20 protein-coding genes are annotated in these 19,271 nt (G+C 32.1%); 15 read left to right on the forward strand and 5 right to left on the reverse strand.

All coding sequences use genetic code 11. From position 1 onward, the window contains the following. Window positions 1–9: 9 nt before the first annotated feature. The 8 genes from miaB to groL all read left to right on the forward strand — a co-directional run bounded on the left by miaB (window position 10) and on the right by groL (window position 7,159). The gene (gene miaB / locus BXY80_RS01595) at window positions 10–1,455 is read left to right on the forward strand and encodes a tRNA (N6-isopentenyl adenosine(37)-C2)-methylthiotransferase MiaB (RefSeq protein WP_120200319.1); all 1,446 of its coding nucleotides are present in this window, start codon (window positions 10–12) and stop codon (window positions 1,453–1,455) included. Window positions 1,456–1,485: 30 nt separating this feature from the next. After that, window positions 1,486–2,754, forward strand: a complete 1,269-nt coding sequence (locus BXY80_RS01600; RefSeq protein ID WP_120199470.1) for a sigma-54 interaction domain-containing protein — start codon at window positions 1,486–1,488, stop codon at window positions 2,752–2,754. A 189-nt stretch (window positions 2,755–2,943) separates the two neighbouring features. Beyond that, window positions 2,944–3,135 (forward strand): hypothetical protein, encoded by a 192-nt coding sequence (locus tag BXY80_RS01605; RefSeq protein WP_120199471.1) that lies wholly within the window; start codon window positions 2,944–2,946, stop codon window positions 3,133–3,135. Continuing rightward, window positions 3,136–3,645 (forward strand): LPS assembly lipoprotein LptE, encoded by a 510-nt coding sequence (gene lptE / locus BXY80_RS01610; protein WP_120199472.1) that lies wholly within the window; start codon window positions 3,136–3,138, stop codon window positions 3,643–3,645. It begins immediately after the preceding gene. 6 nt (window positions 3,646–3,651) lie between these two features. After that, window positions 3,652–4,629 (forward strand): hypothetical protein, encoded by a 978-nt coding sequence (locus BXY80_RS01615; protein WP_120199473.1) that lies wholly within the window; start codon window positions 3,652–3,654, stop codon window positions 4,627–4,629. Continuing rightward, window positions 4,629–4,991: a preprotein translocase subunit SecG gene (gene secG, locus BXY80_RS01620; protein WP_120199474.1), complete on the forward strand. Its 363-nt coding sequence runs from the start codon at window positions 4,629–4,631 to the stop codon at window positions 4,989–4,991. Before BXY80_RS01615 ends, secG begins: the two co-directional genes overlap by 1 nt. A 157-nt stretch (window positions 4,992–5,148) precedes the next feature. After that, a complete protein-coding gene (locus tag BXY80_RS01625; protein WP_120199475.1) occupies window positions 5,149–5,424 on the forward strand; it encodes a co-chaperone GroES in 276 nt (91 codons plus the stop codon). 100 nt (window positions 5,425–5,524) lie between these two features. Continuing rightward, a complete protein-coding gene (groL, locus tag BXY80_RS01630; RefSeq protein WP_120199476.1) occupies window positions 5,525–7,159 on the forward strand; it encodes a chaperonin GroEL in 1,635 nt (544 codons plus the stop codon). A 139-nt stretch (window positions 7,160–7,298) separates the two neighbouring features. Here the strand turns inward: groL and BXY80_RS01635 are convergent, their stop codons facing one another. The 5 genes from BXY80_RS01635 to xrtF all read right to left on the reverse strand — a co-directional run bounded on the left by BXY80_RS01635 (window position 7,299) and on the right by xrtF (window position 11,448). Continuing rightward, window positions 7,299–7,652 (reverse strand): heavy-metal-associated domain-containing protein, encoded by a 354-nt coding sequence (locus BXY80_RS01635; RefSeq protein WP_120199477.1) that lies wholly within the window; start codon window positions 7,650–7,652, stop codon window positions 7,299–7,301. 43 nt (window positions 7,653–7,695) lie between these two features. Continuing rightward, window positions 7,696–9,936: a TonB-dependent receptor gene (locus BXY80_RS01640; RefSeq protein ID WP_120199478.1), complete on the reverse strand. Its 2,241-nt coding sequence runs from the start codon at window positions 9,934–9,936 to the stop codon at window positions 7,696–7,698. 73 nt (window positions 9,937–10,009) lie between these two features. Further along, window positions 10,010–10,378: an HYC_CC_PP family protein gene (locus BXY80_RS01645; RefSeq protein WP_120200320.1), complete on the reverse strand. Its 369-nt coding sequence runs from the start codon at window positions 10,376–10,378 to the stop codon at window positions 10,010–10,012. 97 nt (window positions 10,379–10,475) lie between these two features. Beyond that, window positions 10,476–10,904, reverse strand: a complete 429-nt coding sequence (locus BXY80_RS01650; RefSeq protein WP_120199479.1) for an exosortase F system-associated membrane protein — start codon at window positions 10,902–10,904, stop codon at window positions 10,476–10,478. Continuing rightward, a complete protein-coding gene (gene xrtF / locus BXY80_RS01655; protein WP_120199480.1) occupies window positions 10,897–11,448 on the reverse strand; it encodes an exosortase family protein XrtF in 552 nt (183 codons plus the stop codon). The genes BXY80_RS01650 and xrtF overlap by 8 nt, the downstream gene beginning before the upstream one ends. A 90-nt stretch (window positions 11,449–11,538) precedes the next feature. Between xrtF and BXY80_RS01660 the strand changes: the two genes are divergently transcribed. From BXY80_RS01660 to rodA, 7 genes are all read left to right on the forward strand, one after another. Beyond that, complete coding sequence (locus tag BXY80_RS01660; protein ID WP_120199481.1) at window positions 11,539–11,994, forward strand: GAF domain-containing protein; 456 nt, start codon at window positions 11,539–11,541, stop codon at window positions 11,992–11,994. A 100-nt stretch (window positions 11,995–12,094) separates the two neighbouring features. Then, a complete protein-coding gene (gene purH / locus BXY80_RS01665; protein WP_120199482.1) occupies window positions 12,095–13,627 on the forward strand; it encodes a bifunctional phosphoribosylaminoimidazolecarboxamide formyltransferase/IMP cyclohydrolase in 1,533 nt (510 codons plus the stop codon). A gap of 110 nt (window positions 13,628–13,737) precedes the next feature. Continuing rightward, the gene (locus BXY80_RS01670; RefSeq protein ID WP_120199483.1) at window positions 13,738–14,766 is read left to right on the forward strand and encodes a rod shape-determining protein; all 1,029 of its coding nucleotides are present in this window, start codon (window positions 13,738–13,740) and stop codon (window positions 14,764–14,766) included. Between the two features lie 9 nt (window positions 14,767–14,775). Continuing rightward, entirely contained in the window at window positions 14,776–15,597 is an 822-nt protein-coding gene (gene mreC / locus BXY80_RS01675; RefSeq protein WP_120199484.1) for a rod shape-determining protein MreC, read from the forward strand. Next, on the forward strand, window positions 15,590–16,096 hold the full coding sequence (locus BXY80_RS01680; RefSeq protein ID WP_120199485.1) for a rod shape-determining protein MreD: 507 nt from the start codon (window positions 15,590–15,592) through the stop codon (window positions 16,094–16,096). The genes mreC and BXY80_RS01680 overlap by 8 nt, the downstream gene beginning before the upstream one ends. Then, a complete protein-coding gene (gene mrdA, locus BXY80_RS01685) occupies window positions 16,093–17,982 on the forward strand; it encodes a penicillin-binding protein 2 (RefSeq protein ID WP_120199486.1) in 1,890 nt (629 codons plus the stop codon). The genes BXY80_RS01680 and mrdA overlap by 4 nt, the downstream gene beginning before the upstream one ends. Before the next feature lie 6 nt (window positions 17,983–17,988). Beyond that, the gene (gene rodA, locus BXY80_RS01690; protein ID WP_120199487.1) at window positions 17,989–19,269 is read left to right on the forward strand and encodes a rod shape-determining protein RodA; all 1,281 of its coding nucleotides are present in this window, start codon (window positions 17,989–17,991) and stop codon (window positions 19,267–19,269) included. Window positions 19,270–19,271 lie beyond the last annotated feature (2 nt).

The following is a 19,271-nucleotide window of genomic DNA, read 5'->3' on the forward strand; positions in this document are numbered from 1 at the left end:
GTATTACACATGGAGAAAACAATAGACGAGAAAAAGCAAGGTCAAACTTTAGTTTTAGATCAAAAAAAAGAAAACACACGTAAACTTTTTATTGAAAGTTACGGATGCGCTATGAATTTTAGTGATAGTGAAATAGTAGCCTCAATACTTTCTGATCAAGGTTTTAACACAACCCAAAGCCTTGAAGATGCCGATTTAGTTTTAGTCAACACTTGCTCTATTAGAGATAAAGCCGAACAAACTGTTCGGAAACGCTTAGAAAAATACAATGCTGTAAAACGCATAAATCCAAAAATGAAAGTTGGTGTTTTAGGCTGTATGGCTGAACGTTTAAAAACAAAATTTCTTGAAGAAGAAAAAATTGTTGATCTCGTTGTTGGCCCAGATGCTTATAAAGACTTACCAAACTTACTTGCCGAAGTAGACGAAGGCAGAGATGCTATAAATGTCATTCTATCTAAAGAAGAAACTTATGGTGATATTTCTCCAGTACGTTTAAACAGCAATGGCGTAACAGCATTTGTATCTATTACTCGCGGTTGTGACAATATGTGTACGTTTTGTGTGGTTCCTTTTACTCGTGGAAGAGAACGTAGTAGAAATCCACAAAGCATTATTGAAGAAGTTAATGATCTTTGGAGCAAAGGTTATAAAGAAATAACGCTTTTAGGTCAAAATGTAGACAGCTATTTATGGTATGGTGGAGGACTTAAAAAAGACTTCGTAAAAGCTAGCGACATGCAAAAAGCTACAGCTGTTAATTTTTCAAATTTATTAGAATTATGTGCTCAAGCACAACCAAAAATGCGAATTCGATTCTCTACATCTAACCCTCAAGATTTGACTTTAGATGTTATTGAAACCATGGCAAAATATGATAACATTTGTAAGCACATCCACTTACCTGTTCAAAGTGGTAGTAATCGTATTTTAAAAGAGATGAACCGCTTACATACTAGAGAAGAGTATTTTGAACTTATTGACAATATTAGACGTATTCTTCCAGAGTGTTCAATTAGTCAAGATTTAATTGCTGGTTTCCCAACTGAAACCGAACAAGACCATCAAGATACGTTAAGCCTTATGGACTATGTAAAATATAATTTTGGTTATATGTTCACCTATTCTGAACGACCAGGAACCATGGCAGAGCGTAAAATGGATGATGATGTTCCTGAAGCTATAAAGAAACGTAGATTGGCAGAAATTGTACAATTACAAAGAGAACATAGTGAAATTAGAACTAAAGAATATTTAAATACAACTGTAGAAGTACTTATTGAGCGTGAATCAAAAAAATCTGATGCACATTGGTCAGGACGTACCTCACAAAATATTGTAGCAGTATTTCCAAAAGAACACTACACTATTGGAGATTTAGTAAAAGTTACCGTTAAAGATTGTACAAGTGCAACACTTATTGGTAAAGCAATTAAGTATTCAGATAATAATTAAAAGAAATTGTCACTTTTGTAATATACAAATATGGAATCAATACAAGCTATAAAACAACGATTTGGTATCATTGGTAATGACCCAAAACTTAATCGTGCTATAGAAAAAGCAATACAAGTTGCTCCAACAGATATTTCTGTTTTAGTTACTGGAGAAAGTGGTGTTGGTAAAGAGAGTATTCCTAAAATTATACACCAATTATCACACAGAAAACACGGTAAATATATTGCAGTAAATTGTGGTGCAATACCTGAAGGAACCATAGACAGTGAATTATTTGGGCATGAAAAAGGCGCATTTACAGGAGCAACTCAAACGCGTAATGGGTATTTTGAAGTTGCAGATGGCGGCACCATTTTTTTAGATGAAGTTGGAGAATTACCATTAACAACCCAAGTAAGACTTTTACGTGTTTTAGAAAATGGAGAGTTTATTAAAGTAGGTTCAAGCAAGGTTCAAAAAACAAATGTGCGAATTGTTGCAGCAACAAACGTTAATATGTTTGAAGCTATAAAAAAAGAAAAGTTTCGTGAAGATTTATATTACAGACTAAGCACCATCGATATTAACATTCCGCCTTTAAGAGACAGAAAAGAAGATATTCATTTACTATTTAGAAAGTTTGCAAGTGACTTCGCTCTTAAATACAAAATGCCAACAATTAAACTTACAGATGATGCGGTAAGTATTCTTTTAAAACATAGATGGAATGGTAATATTCGTCAGTTAAGAAACATTGCCGAGCAAATTTCGGTATTAGAGCAGAATCGTACTATAAATGCTGCAACATTGCATAGCTATCTTCCTAGTGGAGGAAGCAATTTACCTGCTGTAATTAATACCTCAAAATCTGAAAGTGATTTTAGCAGTGAACGTGAGATTTTGTACAAAGTTCTATTCGATATGAAAGGCGACCTAAACGACCTCAAGAAGCTGACTATGGAACTGATGAAAAATGGAAATACTCAAGATGTTCAGAAAAACAACGAAGGTTTAATTCAAAAAATATACAATGAAGATTCTACTGAAAGCTTTGAAGACTCTGTAGAAGATTTAGAAGTATTATCTATTCCAGAACAAGTTTCAGAAACCGCAACTTTTTCAGAAGATACAACACAAGACAAATATCATTTTGCAGAAGAAATTGAAGAAGAAGAAACCTTATCTTTACACGATAAAGAATTAGAGCTTATAAAAAAATCTTTAGAACGTCACCAAGGCAAACGCAAATTAGCAGCTGCCGAGTTAGGTATTAGTGAACGAACATTGTACAGAAAGATAAAACAATATGATCTTTAAGATAACTTTATGAAACGAGCATGCTAAAAGCTTTATTACTCAAGAAAATGACTAATAGCGAACAACATGTGACCATTAAAATCAATAAATATAAACACATGAAATCAACCACAAGAAAATAGTCTTTTTACAGTTTTAAACTAAAGTTGATTACATCTGACAAATAAAAGAGATAATAAAAACCTACAGATGAAGGCAGTAGAAATATTTAGAATAAAAAAAACATTTGGCCCTAATAGCTCTGAAGCCATTAGAAAAGAAGCTGAAGATTTAATTAACAAAAAACATTATAAAGGTTATAGGCTTATAACAACGTCGTTTGCTATTGAAGCTGGCAAAATTTATGCTTTTATAACGATGAAAAGACCAAACACATATTAAATGAAAAAGCTAATTATTTTCTTATGTTTTATCTCAATTATAATAACACTAACTAGCTGTTGGAAATATTCATTTACCGGAACATCAATTTCTAGTGATACCAAAACATTTCAGGTTAATTATTTTCAAAACAATGCCCCTTTAATTGAGCCTGGATTAGAAAGAGATTTTAAAATTGCTTTAGAAGATTTAATCCAAAACCAAACCAACTTAAGTATTGTAACTTCTGGAGGTGATTTAACATACGAAGGAGAAATTACAGAGTATAGAATTTCTCCAACTACAGCGCAAGCAAATAGTACAGCTGCACAAAACAGACTAACCATAAGTGTTAACGTTCGTTTTTATGATAAAAATGACCCTGAAGAAGATTTAGAACAACGTTTTTCGTTTTTTCGTGATTACGAAGGTGATGCACAACTCATAGGCTCTCAAAAAGACACTCTTATCGAGGAAATTTTTGAGCGTTTAACTCAAGATATTTTTAATGCAACTTTAGCAAAATGGTAAAATAAAATGCATATCGACGATTTTTCATACATACTTCAAAATCCTCAAAACATCACCATTGAGCAAACAAGTAACTTAACAACTTTAATTGCAGAATACCCATATTTTCAAACTGCTAGAGCCTTATATTTAAAAGGATTAAAAAATAAAGAAAGCTTTAAATATAATTTAGAGTTAAAAACTACAGCAGCATATACAACAGACCGTAGCATCTTATTTGATTATATAACATCAGAAGAATTTAATCAAAATGAAATCTCTCAAATCATTAAGCAAAATTCTGAACATTTAAAAGAGTTAACCGTAAACGATGCCGATGATATTTCGGTAAATAAAAGTGTAACAATAGATGATGCTTTAAAACAACATATAAAAAATACAGAAGGTGTCTTGGATCCAAATCTTTTTGAAGAAAAAGAAAAAATAAGTAATGATGTAGCTCAGTTTTTATCGCTTCAAACAAACTTACCAGACCAAAGCATTATTAATATTGACACAAAAAATATTGAAGCATCTCCAGAAGAAACTTTACAGTTAGGCAAACCATTAGAATTTGATAAAACCGAAACGCACTCGTTTACAGAGTGGTTAAAAATAACAAGCTTTAAACCTATCATTAGAACAGAAGAAGAAGAAGAAGAAGAGAAAACAAATGAAGAATCTGATTTAAAAGAAAATTCTTCAGAGAAAAAAGACAACTCAGTTGATAGAAAATTTGAACTTATTGATAAGTTTTTAAAAGAGAACCCAAAAATAACGCCAACTAAAGAACCTTCAAAAACCAATATAGCCGAAACTAGCCAAGAGCAAAACGATGGCTTAATGACCGAGACTTTAGCGCGAATTTATCTAGAGCAAAAAAACTACAAAAAGGCAATTCAATCTTATAAAATTTTAAGTTTGAAATATCCAGAAAAAAGTGGTTTCTTTGCAGACCAAATTAAAGCAGTAAAACAATTACAAGAAAATAATAACACAAAATAATGAATACGTTTACAATCTTTTTAATCCTTATCGTGCTAGTAGCATTTTTACTAGTTGTAGTTATCATGGTACAAAACCCTAAAGGAGGTGGATTATCATCTTCGTTTGGTGGCGGCGGAACTCAACAAGTTGGTGGTGTTAAACAAACAGGTGATTTCTTAGACAAAAGTACTTGGGCTTTAGCAACTTTATTATTAGCATTAATATTAGCTTCTAATTTAGCTATTCCAGGAGCAGGTGGCAATGCAATAGAATCTAAAGCAATTCAAGGTGAAGAAGGAACCACAACAACAGTCCCAGCAACTACTCCTGATACTGCAGCAGATGACGCAACAAAAGTGATTGACTCAGCAGGAAACTAAAATAGTATTTATAAAGCATATTAAAAGCCAACTTTACAGTTGGCTTTTTTGTTTCATATCATAAACTGAAACTTTGTCAGTGATTATCTATTGGCACATTTTTAGCATAACGCTTAAGCGTTAAACAATTTTTAATTAACTAAACACATATACAAATATGGCTTTAAACATTAAACCATTAGCAGACAGAGTTGTTATTCAACCTGAAGCTGCAGAAACTAAAACTGCATCAGGAATTATTATTCCAGACAATGCAAAAGAAAAACCTCAACAAGGTAAAGTAATGGCAGTAGGAAAAGGAACTAAAGACGACCCAATTACTGTTAAAGTTGGAGACAAAGTACTTTACGGAAAATACGCAGGCACTGAGCTAAAATTAGAAGGTAAAGATTACCTTATCATGAGAGAAAGTGATATTCTAGCAATCGTATAAATTGCTAATAGCTATTAGCCCTTGGCTTTTAGCATTAAAAAATAATTATAACCCATAGCCAATAGCAAACTACTAAAGGCTAAAAGCAAAAAAATAAGAAATGGCAAAAGATATAAAATTTGATATTGAAGCACGTGACGGATTAAAACGCGGTGTTGATGCATTAGCAAATGCAGTAAAAGTAACATTAGGTCCTAAAGGGCGTAATGTAATTATTAGCAAATCATTTGGTGCACCTCAAGTAACAAAAGATGGTGTAACAGTTGCTAAAGAAGTTGAGCTTGAAAATGAAATTGAAAACATGGGAGCTCAAATGGTAAAAGAAGTAGCTTCTAAAACTAATGATTTAGCTGGTGATGGTACTACAACAGCAACAGTTTTAGCTCAAGCAATTGTAAAAGAAGGTTTAAAAAATGTTGCTGCAGGTGCAAATCCAATGGATTTAAAACGTGGTATTGACAAAGCTGTCACTGCTATAACTGAAAACTTAGACAAACAATCTAAAAAAGTAGGTAACTCTTCAGAAATGATTAAGCAAGTTGCTTCAATTTCTGCAAACAATGATGAAACTATTGGTGATTTAATCGCTAAGGCTTTTGGGAAAGTTGGTAAAGAAGGTGTTATTACTGTTGAAGAAGCCAAAGGTACAGACACTTATGTAGATGTAGTTGAAGGCATGCAGTTTGATAGAGGTTATCTTTCTCCTTACTTTGTAACAGATGCTGATAAAATGATTGCAGATTTAGAAAATCCATACATTTTATTATTTGACAAAAAGATTTCTAACTTACAAGAAATACTTCCAATATTAGAACCAGTTGCACAATCTGGTCGTCCATTATTAATTATAGCAGAAGATGTTGATGGCCAAGCTTTAGCAACCTTAGTAGTAAACAAATTACGCGGCGGATTAAAAATTGCAGCAGTGAAAGCTCCTGGTTTTGGAGACAGACGTAAAGCAATGTTAGAAGATATTGCCATCTTAACTAATGGTGTAGTAATTTCTGAAGAAAGAGGATTTTCTTTAGAAAACGCAGATTTAACTATGCTTGGTACTGCAGAAACTGTTACAATAGATAAAGACAATACTACAATTGTTAATGGTTCAGGAAAAGCATCAGAAATTAAGGCAAGAGTAAATCAAATTAAAGCCCAAATAGAAACAACAACTAGTGATTATGATAAAGAAAAACTACAAGAACGTTTAGCTAAATTAGCTGGTGGAGTTGCAGTATTATATGTTGGTGCAGCTAGTGAGGTTGAAATGAAAGAGAAAAAAGACAGAGTTGATGACGCATTACATGCAACACGTGCCGCAGTAGAAGAAGGTATTGTTGCTGGTGGTGGCGTTGCTTTAGTAAGAGCAAAGTCTGTTTTAGAAAAAATTACTACAGAAAATTTAGATGAAGTAACAGGAATTCAAATTGTAGCTCGCGCTATTGAAGCACCTTTACGTACTATCGTATCAAACGCTGGTGGTGAAGGAAGTGTTGTAATTTCTAAAGTTATGGAAGGTAAAAAAGACTTTGGTTTTGATGCCAAATCTGAAACTTATGTCGACATGCTTAAAGCAGGTATTATCGATCCTAAAAAAGTAACACGAATTGCATTAGAAAATGCAGCGTCTGTTGCAGGAATGATTTTAACTACGGAGTGTGCTTTAGTTGACATTAAAGAAGATACACCAGCTGCCGCAATGCCACCAATGGGAGGCGGAATGCCAGGCATGATGTAAGTCGAGAGCCTCGATACTCAATTATATAAAAACGCTTCAATTCATTTTGAAGCGTTTTTTTTTCGTTTATAAACAAAAAAATGCCACTGAACGCGGCATTTTTTTGTAATAGTTTATTATAAGTTATTAATAAAACTCTCTAATTTTTATGAGCATCTTTAACGTCTTCATCTCTGTATTTACAACAAGGATGCACTTTACTATAAGCTTCGTCAGACGCTTTCATTTCTTTAGTATCATGCCCAACTGCTGTAACACTTTTTTGAATGGCTTTTAAGTTTGTTTTACGCTCATCAAATATAAGTTTCAATTCATGAGTATCTACACTCCATGTGGCAAATTTCACGCCTTTAGTGTTAATGGCTGCTTTCTCGATTCGGTCTTTACACATTTGGCAAACACCATCTACTTCAATAGATGCTTTAGCATTTTTATTTTGCGCAAAGCTTAACGTTCCTATAAACATTACAAATACAATTATTAAATTTTTCATCATTATTACTTTTTTGTCCTTCATTTAAAGGTATTATTATTTTTTAATTTAACTTATATCTCAATCCAGCATAATACATGCTTCCAAAAATCGGACCATATACAAAAGTAGTATCAAAATTCGCTCCAAAAGGATTATCGGCACTTACTATTGGATTGTCTTGACGTACATTAGTTATATTCTCACCTCCCAAATATACTTCAAATTTTGGTGAAAACACTTTAGTAACTTGAGCGTTTAATGTCCCAATTGTTGGTGAAAATTCTGGACGTTGATATTGCATTGGACTTGAGCTAGTGTTTGAGAAACGCTGCTCACTTAACCAGTTAAAGGTTGCATCAAATTTCCAACGTGATTTCACACCTCCTTTTACATTTGTTTTATACCCAATATTAGCAAAAAAACGATGCTTTGGTGTTAAAGGCTTTATTTTCTTTCCAGAATTGTATTGCGTTTTAACATCATAATGTTTGTAAGCTGTTCTTATATCAAATCCTTCAAATGGATTATAATTAAACTCTACTTGAAAACTATTTGCATAACTGTCACCTTTTAAATTATAGAAATTAACTTCAGTAGGGTTTTCCATATCTACAACCACCTGATTTTGAAAATCGGTTCTATAAAAATCTACAGTAATGTCTCCTTTTTTTCCGAAGAGGTTAAATCCTTGCAAATAAGAGACTCCAAAATTCCATGCAATTTCTGGGTCAAGTCCGTAGATTTTTCCTCCAGTATTTTCAACATTAATGGTTCTTGATGTTGCAAATACATTTTGGTTTTCAGCAAAAATATTAGCGCTTCGTTTTCCGCGTCCAACCGAAAAACGCAAAGCAGATTTTTCCCAAGGTGTATAACGCACATGCAAACGTGGTGTTACAAAAAAGCCTAAGGTGTTATGATTATCTGCTCTAATTCCCATAGTAAGATTTAGCTTATCTAGGTTATCAAAATTGTATTCTAAAAAACTTCCAAAAGAATTTTCTGTACGTTCAATAGTATTACCAACTACTAATTCATCGTAATGGTCATAGGTAAAACTAAGTCCTGTTTTTATCTTATGGCGAGAATCGTCAATTATAGAACTGTAGATAACATTAGAATAAACACTATTATGCTTAATATCAAAAGTATTAAGTCCGAAATAAGAATCTTGATTGTGATAGCTAAAAGCGGCTTGAATACCTAAACTCTGCCAAGGCAATTCTGGGTTTACATAGCCAAACTTGCTCGAAAGTTCAAAGCGATTCGTATTTATCTCACTTCCCCAAGCATTGGTTGTTAACTTATCTGTATCAGGATTAAAATCTAACTGACCTGCTTGTTTTTCATCATTTAAATACTTTACATTAATAAAGCTTACAAATCCTTTTTCTGGGTTAGTATACTGCCAACGGTTCATTACATTAATTTGTTGATACAATGGCATGTCTAAAAAACCATCTTCATTAACATCATGCTTTTTTTGATGTGTATTACCATGAAGATATAAGCCTGTATGCCATTTATCACTAACCTTGGTATTGAAATGCGTATTCAACTCTAAACGTTCACTACTTGCTCCATAAAAGTTAACAAAAAGCTTATCGTCTGTTGATGGTTTTTGGAGTTCGGCATTAATTTGTCCTGCCATACTCTCATAACCATTAACTACACTTCCTGCACCTTTTGTTATTTGAATACTCTCTACCCAAGTTCCTGGAATAAAGCTTAATCCATAAGCTTGCGAAGCGCCTCGTATTGACGGAATATTTTCAGTTGCAATTAAAATGTAAGGACTTGTTAAACCTAGCATTTTTATTTGTCGTGTTCCTGAAACTGCATCGGCAAAATTCACATCAATAGATGGGTTTGTTTCAAAACTTTCTGACAGGTTACAACAAGCTGCTTTTAATAGTTCGTCTGCAGTTACAGTAAATGTATTACTTGCTTTTAAAAATGACTTAGCTGTTGCCTGTTTATGGGATGTTATAGTAATTTCATCAAGCTCACTTGTAGGCAACAAAGCATGCTTTATGTATTTTGGACTGTTAATAGTTAACGTGTCTGTTTTATAACCAACATAACTAATAACAAGTTTTTTGTATGATGTTTCAAATGGTATTGAAAATTTACCATTAATATCAGTAATAGTTCCAACGGTTGTATTAAGCCAATACACATTAGCGCCAACTACCGGTACTACTTTTTGGGTTTCACCAGCATCAATAACGACGCCTTCTACATTACTTTGCGAAAATGCTAGCAATGGAAACCAAAGAATAAAATATATAAAATGTTTCAATTTGAGTTTAATTTAAAGTGGTACAATTAGAAAATTTCTTCTTTTACAGAAGAGCTAAAAGCCTGACTTTAAATCAAATTAAAAAAACGGCATCCAAAAGCTGAATGTCAAAAACAAGGTTTGGTGGTGAATAATCTTTATGAGGAATAACATGATTTGGTAACCCTTCAAAAAGATTTTTGTAGGATTTAAAATAAGCTGTTAAAAATAATTGTTGATCTAAATCATCAAAAGATGTTTTTTGAAGCTCATCTTGGCCTTCAATAACATCAACTACATCTTTACAACATGGTTTTTTTGTGATTTTTTCAAGTTCAATTTCATAAGCTTCAGAAGCACACTTTTCTACTTCAGAAAATACAGAAGCGTCTATTAATGCATCACCACAGTAATGCTTTTCAACTGTAAATGACACAGTAGATAATAACACTAAAAGTGCCATGTTTATAGAAAATACTTTATGTAATATCTGCTTAATCACAATGCAAAGTTATAAAAAAAGGAAACAACCTAAGCTTTTTTACAAAAGCATTAACATATTAATGTTTTAATTTATAATAGTAAAAAGCTGGTAACAATAAGAGTAAAAGAATAGGTTGAATTAGAAATCGTCTAAGATTAAAGAATAAATAATAGTCTTCTTGTTTTGGATTAATAACAAAGTATAAAAACAGAATTAGCAAAATTATATAAGCAACCACATAAATTAATGCTGAAAACTTTAGAATTGATTTGTCTTTAAAAAAGATATAAATAATTCCTAAAGAAATAAGTGAATTCATTGCATATCTTAAGCTTGTAAAGATTGATAATTTCAAGATTTCTCTTCTAGGGTAATCCATATGCAAATAGTCGCTTTTAAAAAACAACAAATAAGGATCGTAGAACAATTCGTTTTCAAAAACCCGTATTAAAATTAAGAGTCCAAACAAACATAAAAGCAATATGTATTTAAAAGGATTAACCATTAGCTTTTTGTTGTTTAGAAAAACGATTAATCCAAATCATCCAGAGCAAAAACACCATTCCGTAAATAATTAAAGGAAAAATTGTAGTGTGCAAAATTTCTTTTCGCCAAGGATATTGGTACAATCCTATAGATAGTATTGCTATACGCATAAGGTTTACAGCATAAATTAATACACTTCCGCTAAGTATAAATAAAAACGTGGTTTTAAATCGACCTGCAAAAGCGATAACAAACGACACAAACAAGATAATAACACTTGCAGAGTTGCAACCTTCTACTACTCTACCCACATATTTATTATTAATTATAAACTTCATTGATGGCTCTTTTAGATGCTTTACAACTTCAGTTTCATATCCAAAAATCTCTACTAAAGACTTGCTCTGTTTCGCAACCAGATTTGTAATGTAATCAGGATAATACTTACTGCCATCTGAAAAATCCAAATACAACTTATAAGTAAATGAAAGCACCAGATAGACCAACAAGAAGGTGAGTATAAATTTTACTACAGATTTATATTTAAGTATTAAGGCTTTCAAAAAAAAATACGCTATTATTCATGTTAAAATTATATAAAATGAATTTAGAAATCATGCTTTTTAAATACTTTTACCAAAACTTTTTAAACAATGACGCTCCAAGAGTTAAAACCTAAGATTGAAACCTTAGTTTCTAGTAACAAAACTACTAGAGAAGATAAATTACTTAAAATATGTGAACTGCTCGAAGAACACGTAGATTACTACAATTGGGTTGGTTTTTATTTTAAAAATGGAGACAAAAACGAATTAAAACTAGGGCCTTACGTTGGAGAACCTACAGATCACACAATTATCCCTTTTGGTAAAGGTATTTGTGGTCAAGTTGCAGTAAGCAATAAAAATTTTGTAGTACCAAATGTTGCTGCTCAAGATAATTATATAGCATGTAGTATAACTGTTAAGGCAGAAATTGTGATTCCTATTTTTAAAAACGGAGAAAACATTGGGCAAATAGATATAGACTCTAATACTCCAGACCCATTTACTAAAGCTGATGAAGAATTTTTAGAGTTTGTGTGCGAAAAGGTTTCAACTATTTTGTAGTTGTTAATAACTTCTATTTTAAGTTGAAAAATCCAATAAGTTTTAACCTCGTTTCCCTTTAATATATTGCTATTTTTGTGTGCTTAACAACACAACACAAATGAGCAACAACAAAACAATTAAATCTGCATTAATTTCGGTTTTTAGCAAAGACGGATTAGAACCAATCGTTAAAGAATTAAATGCACAAGGTGTCACTATTTATTCTACAGGTGGAACCGAAAAATTCATAAATGAATTAGGTATAACGGTTACTCCTGTTGAGGATGTAACATCATACCCTTCAATATTAGGAGGTCGTGTAAAAACACTTCACCCAAAAGTTTTTGGAGGTATTTTAAATCGTCAGCATAATGAAAATGATGCTGACGAATTGGTAGATTTTGATATACCTCAAATAGATTTAGTAATTGTCGATTTATATCCTTTTGAAAAAACTGTAGCTTCTGGAGCTAGCAATGCAGATATTATTGAAAAAATTGATATTGGTGGGATTTCATTAATTAGAGCTGCTGCAAAAAACTATGCAGATGTAGTTTGTGTGTCTTCAGTTGAAGATTACAGTGAGTTTTTAGAGCTATTAAAATCTAAAAACGGAATTACGTCTGAAGATGATAGAAAGCTATTTGCTGCAAAAGCATTTAATGTATCTTCTCATTACGATTCTGCAATTTTTAATTACTTCAACCAGAACCAAGATATTACTTCATTTAAAATAAGTGAAACTAAAGGAAAAGCATTGCGTTATGGTGAAAACCCACATCAAAAAGGGTTTTTCTTTGGAAACTTTGATGATATTTTTACAAAACTTCATGGTAAAGAATTAAGCTACAATAACCTTTTAGACGTTGATGCTGCTGTAAATTTAATGTCAGAATTTAAAGGTGAAGCACCAACATTTGCAATATTAAAACACAACAATGCTTGTGGCTTTGCACAAAGAGGCACAATTCATCAAGCTTATGTTGATGCATTAGCTGGAGATCCAATTTCAGCTTTTGGAGGTATTTTAATTAGTAATACTGAAATAGATAAAACTACAGCAGAAAAAATTCATACTTTATTTTGTGAAGTTGTAATTGCTCCTTCATTTTCTGATGAAGCATTAGAAATATTAAAAGGGAAAAAGAATCGAATTTTATTGGTTTTAAAAGACGTCGAGCTATCTCAAACAACGGTAAGAACCTGTTTAAATGGCGTTTTAGTTCAAGATAAAGACAATATCACAGATGCTATTGAAGATTTATCTAATGCAACTGAAAGTAAACCAACACAAAATGAATTAGACGATTTGATTTTTGCTTCAAAACTATGTAAGCACACAAAATCTAATACTATTGTTCTAGTAAAAAACAAACAGTTATGCGCAAGCGGAACTGGACAAACCAGTCGCGTAGACGCATTAAATCAAGCCATACATAAAGCGCAATCATTCAAATTTAATTTAAATGGAGCGGTTATGGCTAGTGATGCATTTTTTCCATTTCCAGACTGTGTAGAAATTGCAAAAAATGCAGGAATCACTTCTGTTATTCAACCTGGAGGATCTATAAAAGACCAATTAAGTATCGATTATTGTAATGCAAATAATGTATCGATGGTGTTTACAGGAACGCGTCATTTTAAACATTAAAAAATAAACGATTTTAAAAGCATCTAAAATATAAATTGTTACGTATATTTATTACATTTACAACACACCAAGAACAAAACAAATAACAACCTCACAATTTACATTAACATATGGGATTTTTTGATTTCTTAACAGAAGAAATAGCCATAGATTTAGGAACAGCAAACACACTAATTATTCACAACGACAAAGTTGTTGTTGATAGTCCATCAATAGTTGCAAGAGACAGAATTTCGGGTAAAATTATAGCAGTTGGTAAAGAAGCCAACATGATGCAAGGAAAAACGCATGAAAACATTAAAACAATTAGACCTTTAAAAGATGGTGTAATTGCAGATTTTGATGCCTCTGAGCAAATGATAAGTATGTTCATAAAAAACATACCTGCATTAAAAAAGAAATTGTTTACACCGGCGTTAAGAATGGTTGTTTGTATTCCTTCAGGAATTACTGAGGTAGAAATGCGAGCTGTAAAAGAGTCTTGCGAGCGTGTTAACGGTAAAGAGGTTTACCTTATTCATGAACCAATGGCTGCGGCTATTGGTATTGGTATCGATATTATGCAACCAAAAGGAAACATGATTGTTGATATAGGTGGAGGAACAACAGAAATTGCTGTTATTGCTTTAGGTGGTATTGTTTGTGACAAATCTGTTAAAGTAGCTGGTGATGTATTTACCAACGATATTATTTATTACATGCGCACACAACATAATCTATATGTTGGTGATCGTACTGCCGAAAAAATAAAAATTCAGATTGGTGCAGCAACTGAAGATTTAGAATTGCCACCAGAAGAAATGAGCGTTCAAGGACGTGATTTATTAACAGGAAAACCTAAACAGGTTCAGATATCTTATAGAGAGATTGCAAAAGCTTTAGATAAATCTATTTTACGTATTGAAGATTCTGTTATGGAAACTTTATCTCAAACGCCTCCAGAATTAGCTGCAGATATTTATAATACTGGCATTTATTTAGCTGGTGGTGGATCCATGCTTAGAGGCTTAGACAAACGTTTGTCTCAAAAAACTGATTTACCAGTTTATATAGCCGAAGATCCTTTAAGAGCTGTTGTAAGAGGAACAGGAATAACACTTAAAAACCTTCCTAAATTTAAAAGTGTATTGATAAAATAATAATCCCAAATGCAACAAATAATAAACTTTGTTATACGAAACAAAACTTTTCTTTTGTTTCTGTTGCTATTTGGTATTTCTTTAGCATTAACAATTCAATCACATTCTTATCATAAAAGCAAGTATATAAACTCTGCTAACTTTTTAACTGGTGGTATTTATGAAAGCGCAAACAGTGTCTCAGATTATTTTAATTTAAAAACACAAAATACCATTTTAGTTGAAGAAAACAAGCAATTAAAATCACTGCTTTACAATAAAGAAAATACGCAATCAAATTGGGTATTAGATAGTTCAAATAGCAACGGAAGGTTTAAATTTAAAACAGCCAAAGTTTTAAAAAACAGTTACGCATCTTCTAAGAACTACCTTAATATTAACAAAGGTGAAAAAGATAGTATTCAACAAGATTTTGGTGTGATTTCCTCCAAAGGAATTATTGGCATTATCGATAATACTTCTAGAAACTATGCTAGAGTGTTATCAATACTAAATACTAAAAGTCAGATAAATGCGCAATTAAAATCAACCAATCACATTGGTTCTTTAATTTGGAATGCAAAATCTTCTGAGTATGTTCAACTAACAGATATTTCAAAATTTGCTCCTGTTAAAGTTGGTGATACCATTGTAACTGGCGGACAATCTTCTATTTTTCCACAAGGAATTTTAATAGGTAGTATTGATACATTTGAGCTTGATATTAGTGGTGACACCTATACTGTTAATGTAAAATTATTTAATGACATGACTAATATTGGCCATGTTTATGTGATTGAAAATTTAGACACTGAAGAAATTAAATCTCTGGAAACTGATACTAATGAATAACATCAATTTTAATATCATACTTCAGTTTTTTGCTCTAATTCTAATTCAAGTTTTAGTACTTAACAATATTAATTTTTTAGGTTATATCAACCCATATATCTATATATTATTTATCATCCTTTATCCAGTAAAAAACAATAGACTTTTATTCATATTTTTAAGCTTTACACTAGGGCTTTTTGTAGATATATTTTCAGATTCTGGTGGTGTTCATGCTGCTTCTGCAGTCACTTTAGCTTTTATAAGACCACCAGTTTTAAAGTTTTCTTTTGGTATGATTTACGAGCATCAAACTATAAAATTTAGTAATACCGAATTTGGCAATCGACTTATCTATTTTACAATAATGGTTGTCATTCATCATTTAATATTATTCTCTCTAGAGGTTTTTAACATATCTAACATAATTTTAATACTTAAAAAAACGTTGTTTTCAAGTATTTTCACTATTCTATTATGTGTATTAATTTCTGTTCTGTTTAGTAAAAATCAACGATGAGAAAACTACTATTATTAATTACAGTAATTTGTGTAGGACTTGTATTCATTGCTCGATTATTTTACTTGCAAGTTTATAATGAAACCCCTTATAATCTATTTGAAGATAATGCAATAAGAAAGGTTTACGACTATCCAAAACGCGGCTATGTATATGATCGAAATGGCACATTATTAGTTGCTAATCAACCATCCTATGACGTCATGGTTATTCCTAGAGAAGTTGAACCTTTAGATACTCTTGAATTCTGTGGCTTATTAAAGATATCCAAAGAAGAGTTTACTAAAAAATACGCTAAAGCAAAAAACTACTCACCGCGATTACCTTCTGTATTTGTACCTCAACTATCAAAAAAAGACTATGCTGTACTACAAGAAAAAATGCGAAAATTTGATGGCTTCTATATCCAAAAGCGTTCTTTAAGAGATTACCAGACAACTATTGGAGCTAACGTTTTAGGAGATATTGGTGAGGTAAACCAACGTATTATAGAAAAACAGCCTTATTACAAAATGGGCGATTTAATTGGCAAACAAGGTGTAGAAATTTCATATGAAAAAACTTTACGTGGTGTAAAAGGGATTAAATTTATTCAAAAAGATAGATTTAATAAAAATATTGGTCCATATCAAAATGGTGTACATGATACTTTACCTCAACCAGGAAAAGACATTACCATTACAATTGATGCTAAGCTTCAAGAATATGGCGAACTTTTAATGAAAAACAAACGAGGTGGCATTATTGCTATTGAACCTAGTAGTGGAGAAATTTTAGCTATGGTTTCTGGACCTAGTTACAATCCAAATTTATTAGTTGGTAGAGATCGTTCTAAAAATTTTTCAAAGCTATATAGAGATTCTATTGCAAAACCTTTATTTGACAGAGCATTACAAGCGCAGTATCCACCAGGATCACCATTTAAAGTTATGAATGCACTTATTGGACTTCAAGAAGGTATTGTAGACGTAAATGATAAAGTAACATGCAGAATGGGATATTATTATGGAAGCCGAAAACTTACAGGTTGCCACCATCATAAAAGTCCTGTTGATATGAATGCTGGAATTGCCCAATCGTGTAATGCCTACTTTGTAAATATTTACAGACGAATTATTGACAAAGAAGACGATGCTGGAGCAGCGATGAACAAATGGAGTAATCATGCTAAAAGTTTTGGGTTAGGAAACTTCTTAAATAACGATTTATCTGTTGGTCGTCCAGGGCGAATTCCTGATGGTGACTATTATGATCGGGCTTATGGTGATAATCGTTGGGGTTCAACATACATAGTATCTAACGCTATAGGTCAAGGTGAAGTTGAAGCAACTCCCATACAACTAGCAAATATGGCCGCAGCAATTGGCAATAGAGGATATTATTATACTCCTCATATTATTAAATCAATTGAAGGAGACACCATACCGAGTAAGTACACAACTCCTAAAAAAACAACCATAGACAAACAACATTTTGAACCAGTCATACAAGGCATGTTTGATGTTTACAATAAAGGAACCGCAGAGTATTTACAAGTTCCTGGTATTGATATATGTGGTAAGACTGGTACAGCAGAAAATTTCATGAAGATTGATGGCATAAAAACACAACTAACCGATCATTCTATTTTTGTTGCTTTTGCACCAAAAGACAACCCTAAAATCGCTATCGCTGTATTTGTTGAAAACGGCTATTGGGGAAGTCGATTTGCTGGAAGAATGGCAAGCTTAATGATTGAAAAATATATAAAAGGAACAATTACTCGAACAGATCTAGAAGATTGGATTTTAACGCATAGTCTAGAAAACGAATATGCAAAACCATATTCTGGAAAATCTTTTAAAATTAACGGAGAAACCACATTACAGGTTGTAGAAAAGCAATAATACACTATGCTAAGAGAAAACCATAGAGGCTTTAAATTTGATTGGGTTACTATAATTATATATCTGCTCCTAGTTACTTTTGGCTGGCTAAATATATTATCGGCATCTCATGTTGGTGAAGTTGTAACTTATTTTGACACAAGCCAATTATATGGAAAGCATCTTGTTTTTGTAGGTCTTAGTTTTGTTTTAATAATTCTTATTCTCTCTATTGAAGCTAAGTTCTACGAACGTTTTGCAAGCATTATATACATAACAGCCATGTTAGCCTTGGTAGGCTTATTTGTTTTTGGTAAAGATGTTAATGGAGCACGCTCTTGGTATGGTATTGGTAGTATGACCATACAACCAAGTGAATTCGCTAAGTTCGCAACAGCTTTAGCTGTTTCTAAATATATAAGTGATTTACAAACTAATATGAAAACGCTACAAGACCAATTAAAAACCTTAGCATTAATTATTATTCCTGCGTTTTTAATTTTACTACAAAATGATGCTGGAAGTACAATTGTCTATGCTTCTTTCTTTTTTGTCTTTTACAGAGAAGGCTTACAACAAATTTATTTAATTGTTGCTATAAGTACTATTGTATTAGCAATTATAGCTTTAAAATTTGGAGTACTGTACGCAGCAATTTTTTCGGTAGCAGTAATTGGAGGACACCTTTTTGTTAAACGAAAAAAACGTCCTTCAATTTTTAAATCTGTAATAGTTCTTGCTGTTTGTATTGGCTTCTCTTATGGCGTAAAGCTGTTTTACAACCATGGTATAAAACCCCATCAACAAAACAGAATTAGCTTATGGCTACGTCTTGAAAAAGATGCTTCCAAGCTAGAGAGAATGAAAAAAGAAGAAGCCTACAATCTTATTCAATCTGAAAAAGCCATAAGCTCAGGAGGTTTTTCAGGTAAAGGTTTTCTAGAAGGTACACGTACTACTGGTAAGTTTGTGCCTGAACAACATACAGACTATATTTTTAGTACTGTTGGTGAAGAATGGGGATTTCTAGGCAGTGCATTTGTTGTAGTTCTATTTATGGCGCTAATCATTCGTATTTTATACCTCTCAGAATCTCAGAAATCACAATTTAGCCGTGTTTATGGTTATTGTGTAGCTTCTATTTTGTTTATTCACTTTACAATTAACACTGGTATGGTTATGGGCTTAATACCAACTGTTGGTATTCCGCTTCCATTTTTTAGTTATGGTGGTTCAGGTCTTATGGGCTTTACAATTTTACTCTTTATTTTTGTTAAGCTGGACTCAAATAAGATTAATGAGTGGTAAAA

The sequence above is a fragment of the Ichthyenterobacterium magnum genome, from assembly GCF_003610635.1.
Taxonomy (GTDB): domain Bacteria; phylum Bacteroidota; class Bacteroidia; order Flavobacteriales; family Flavobacteriaceae; genus Ichthyenterobacterium; species Ichthyenterobacterium magnum.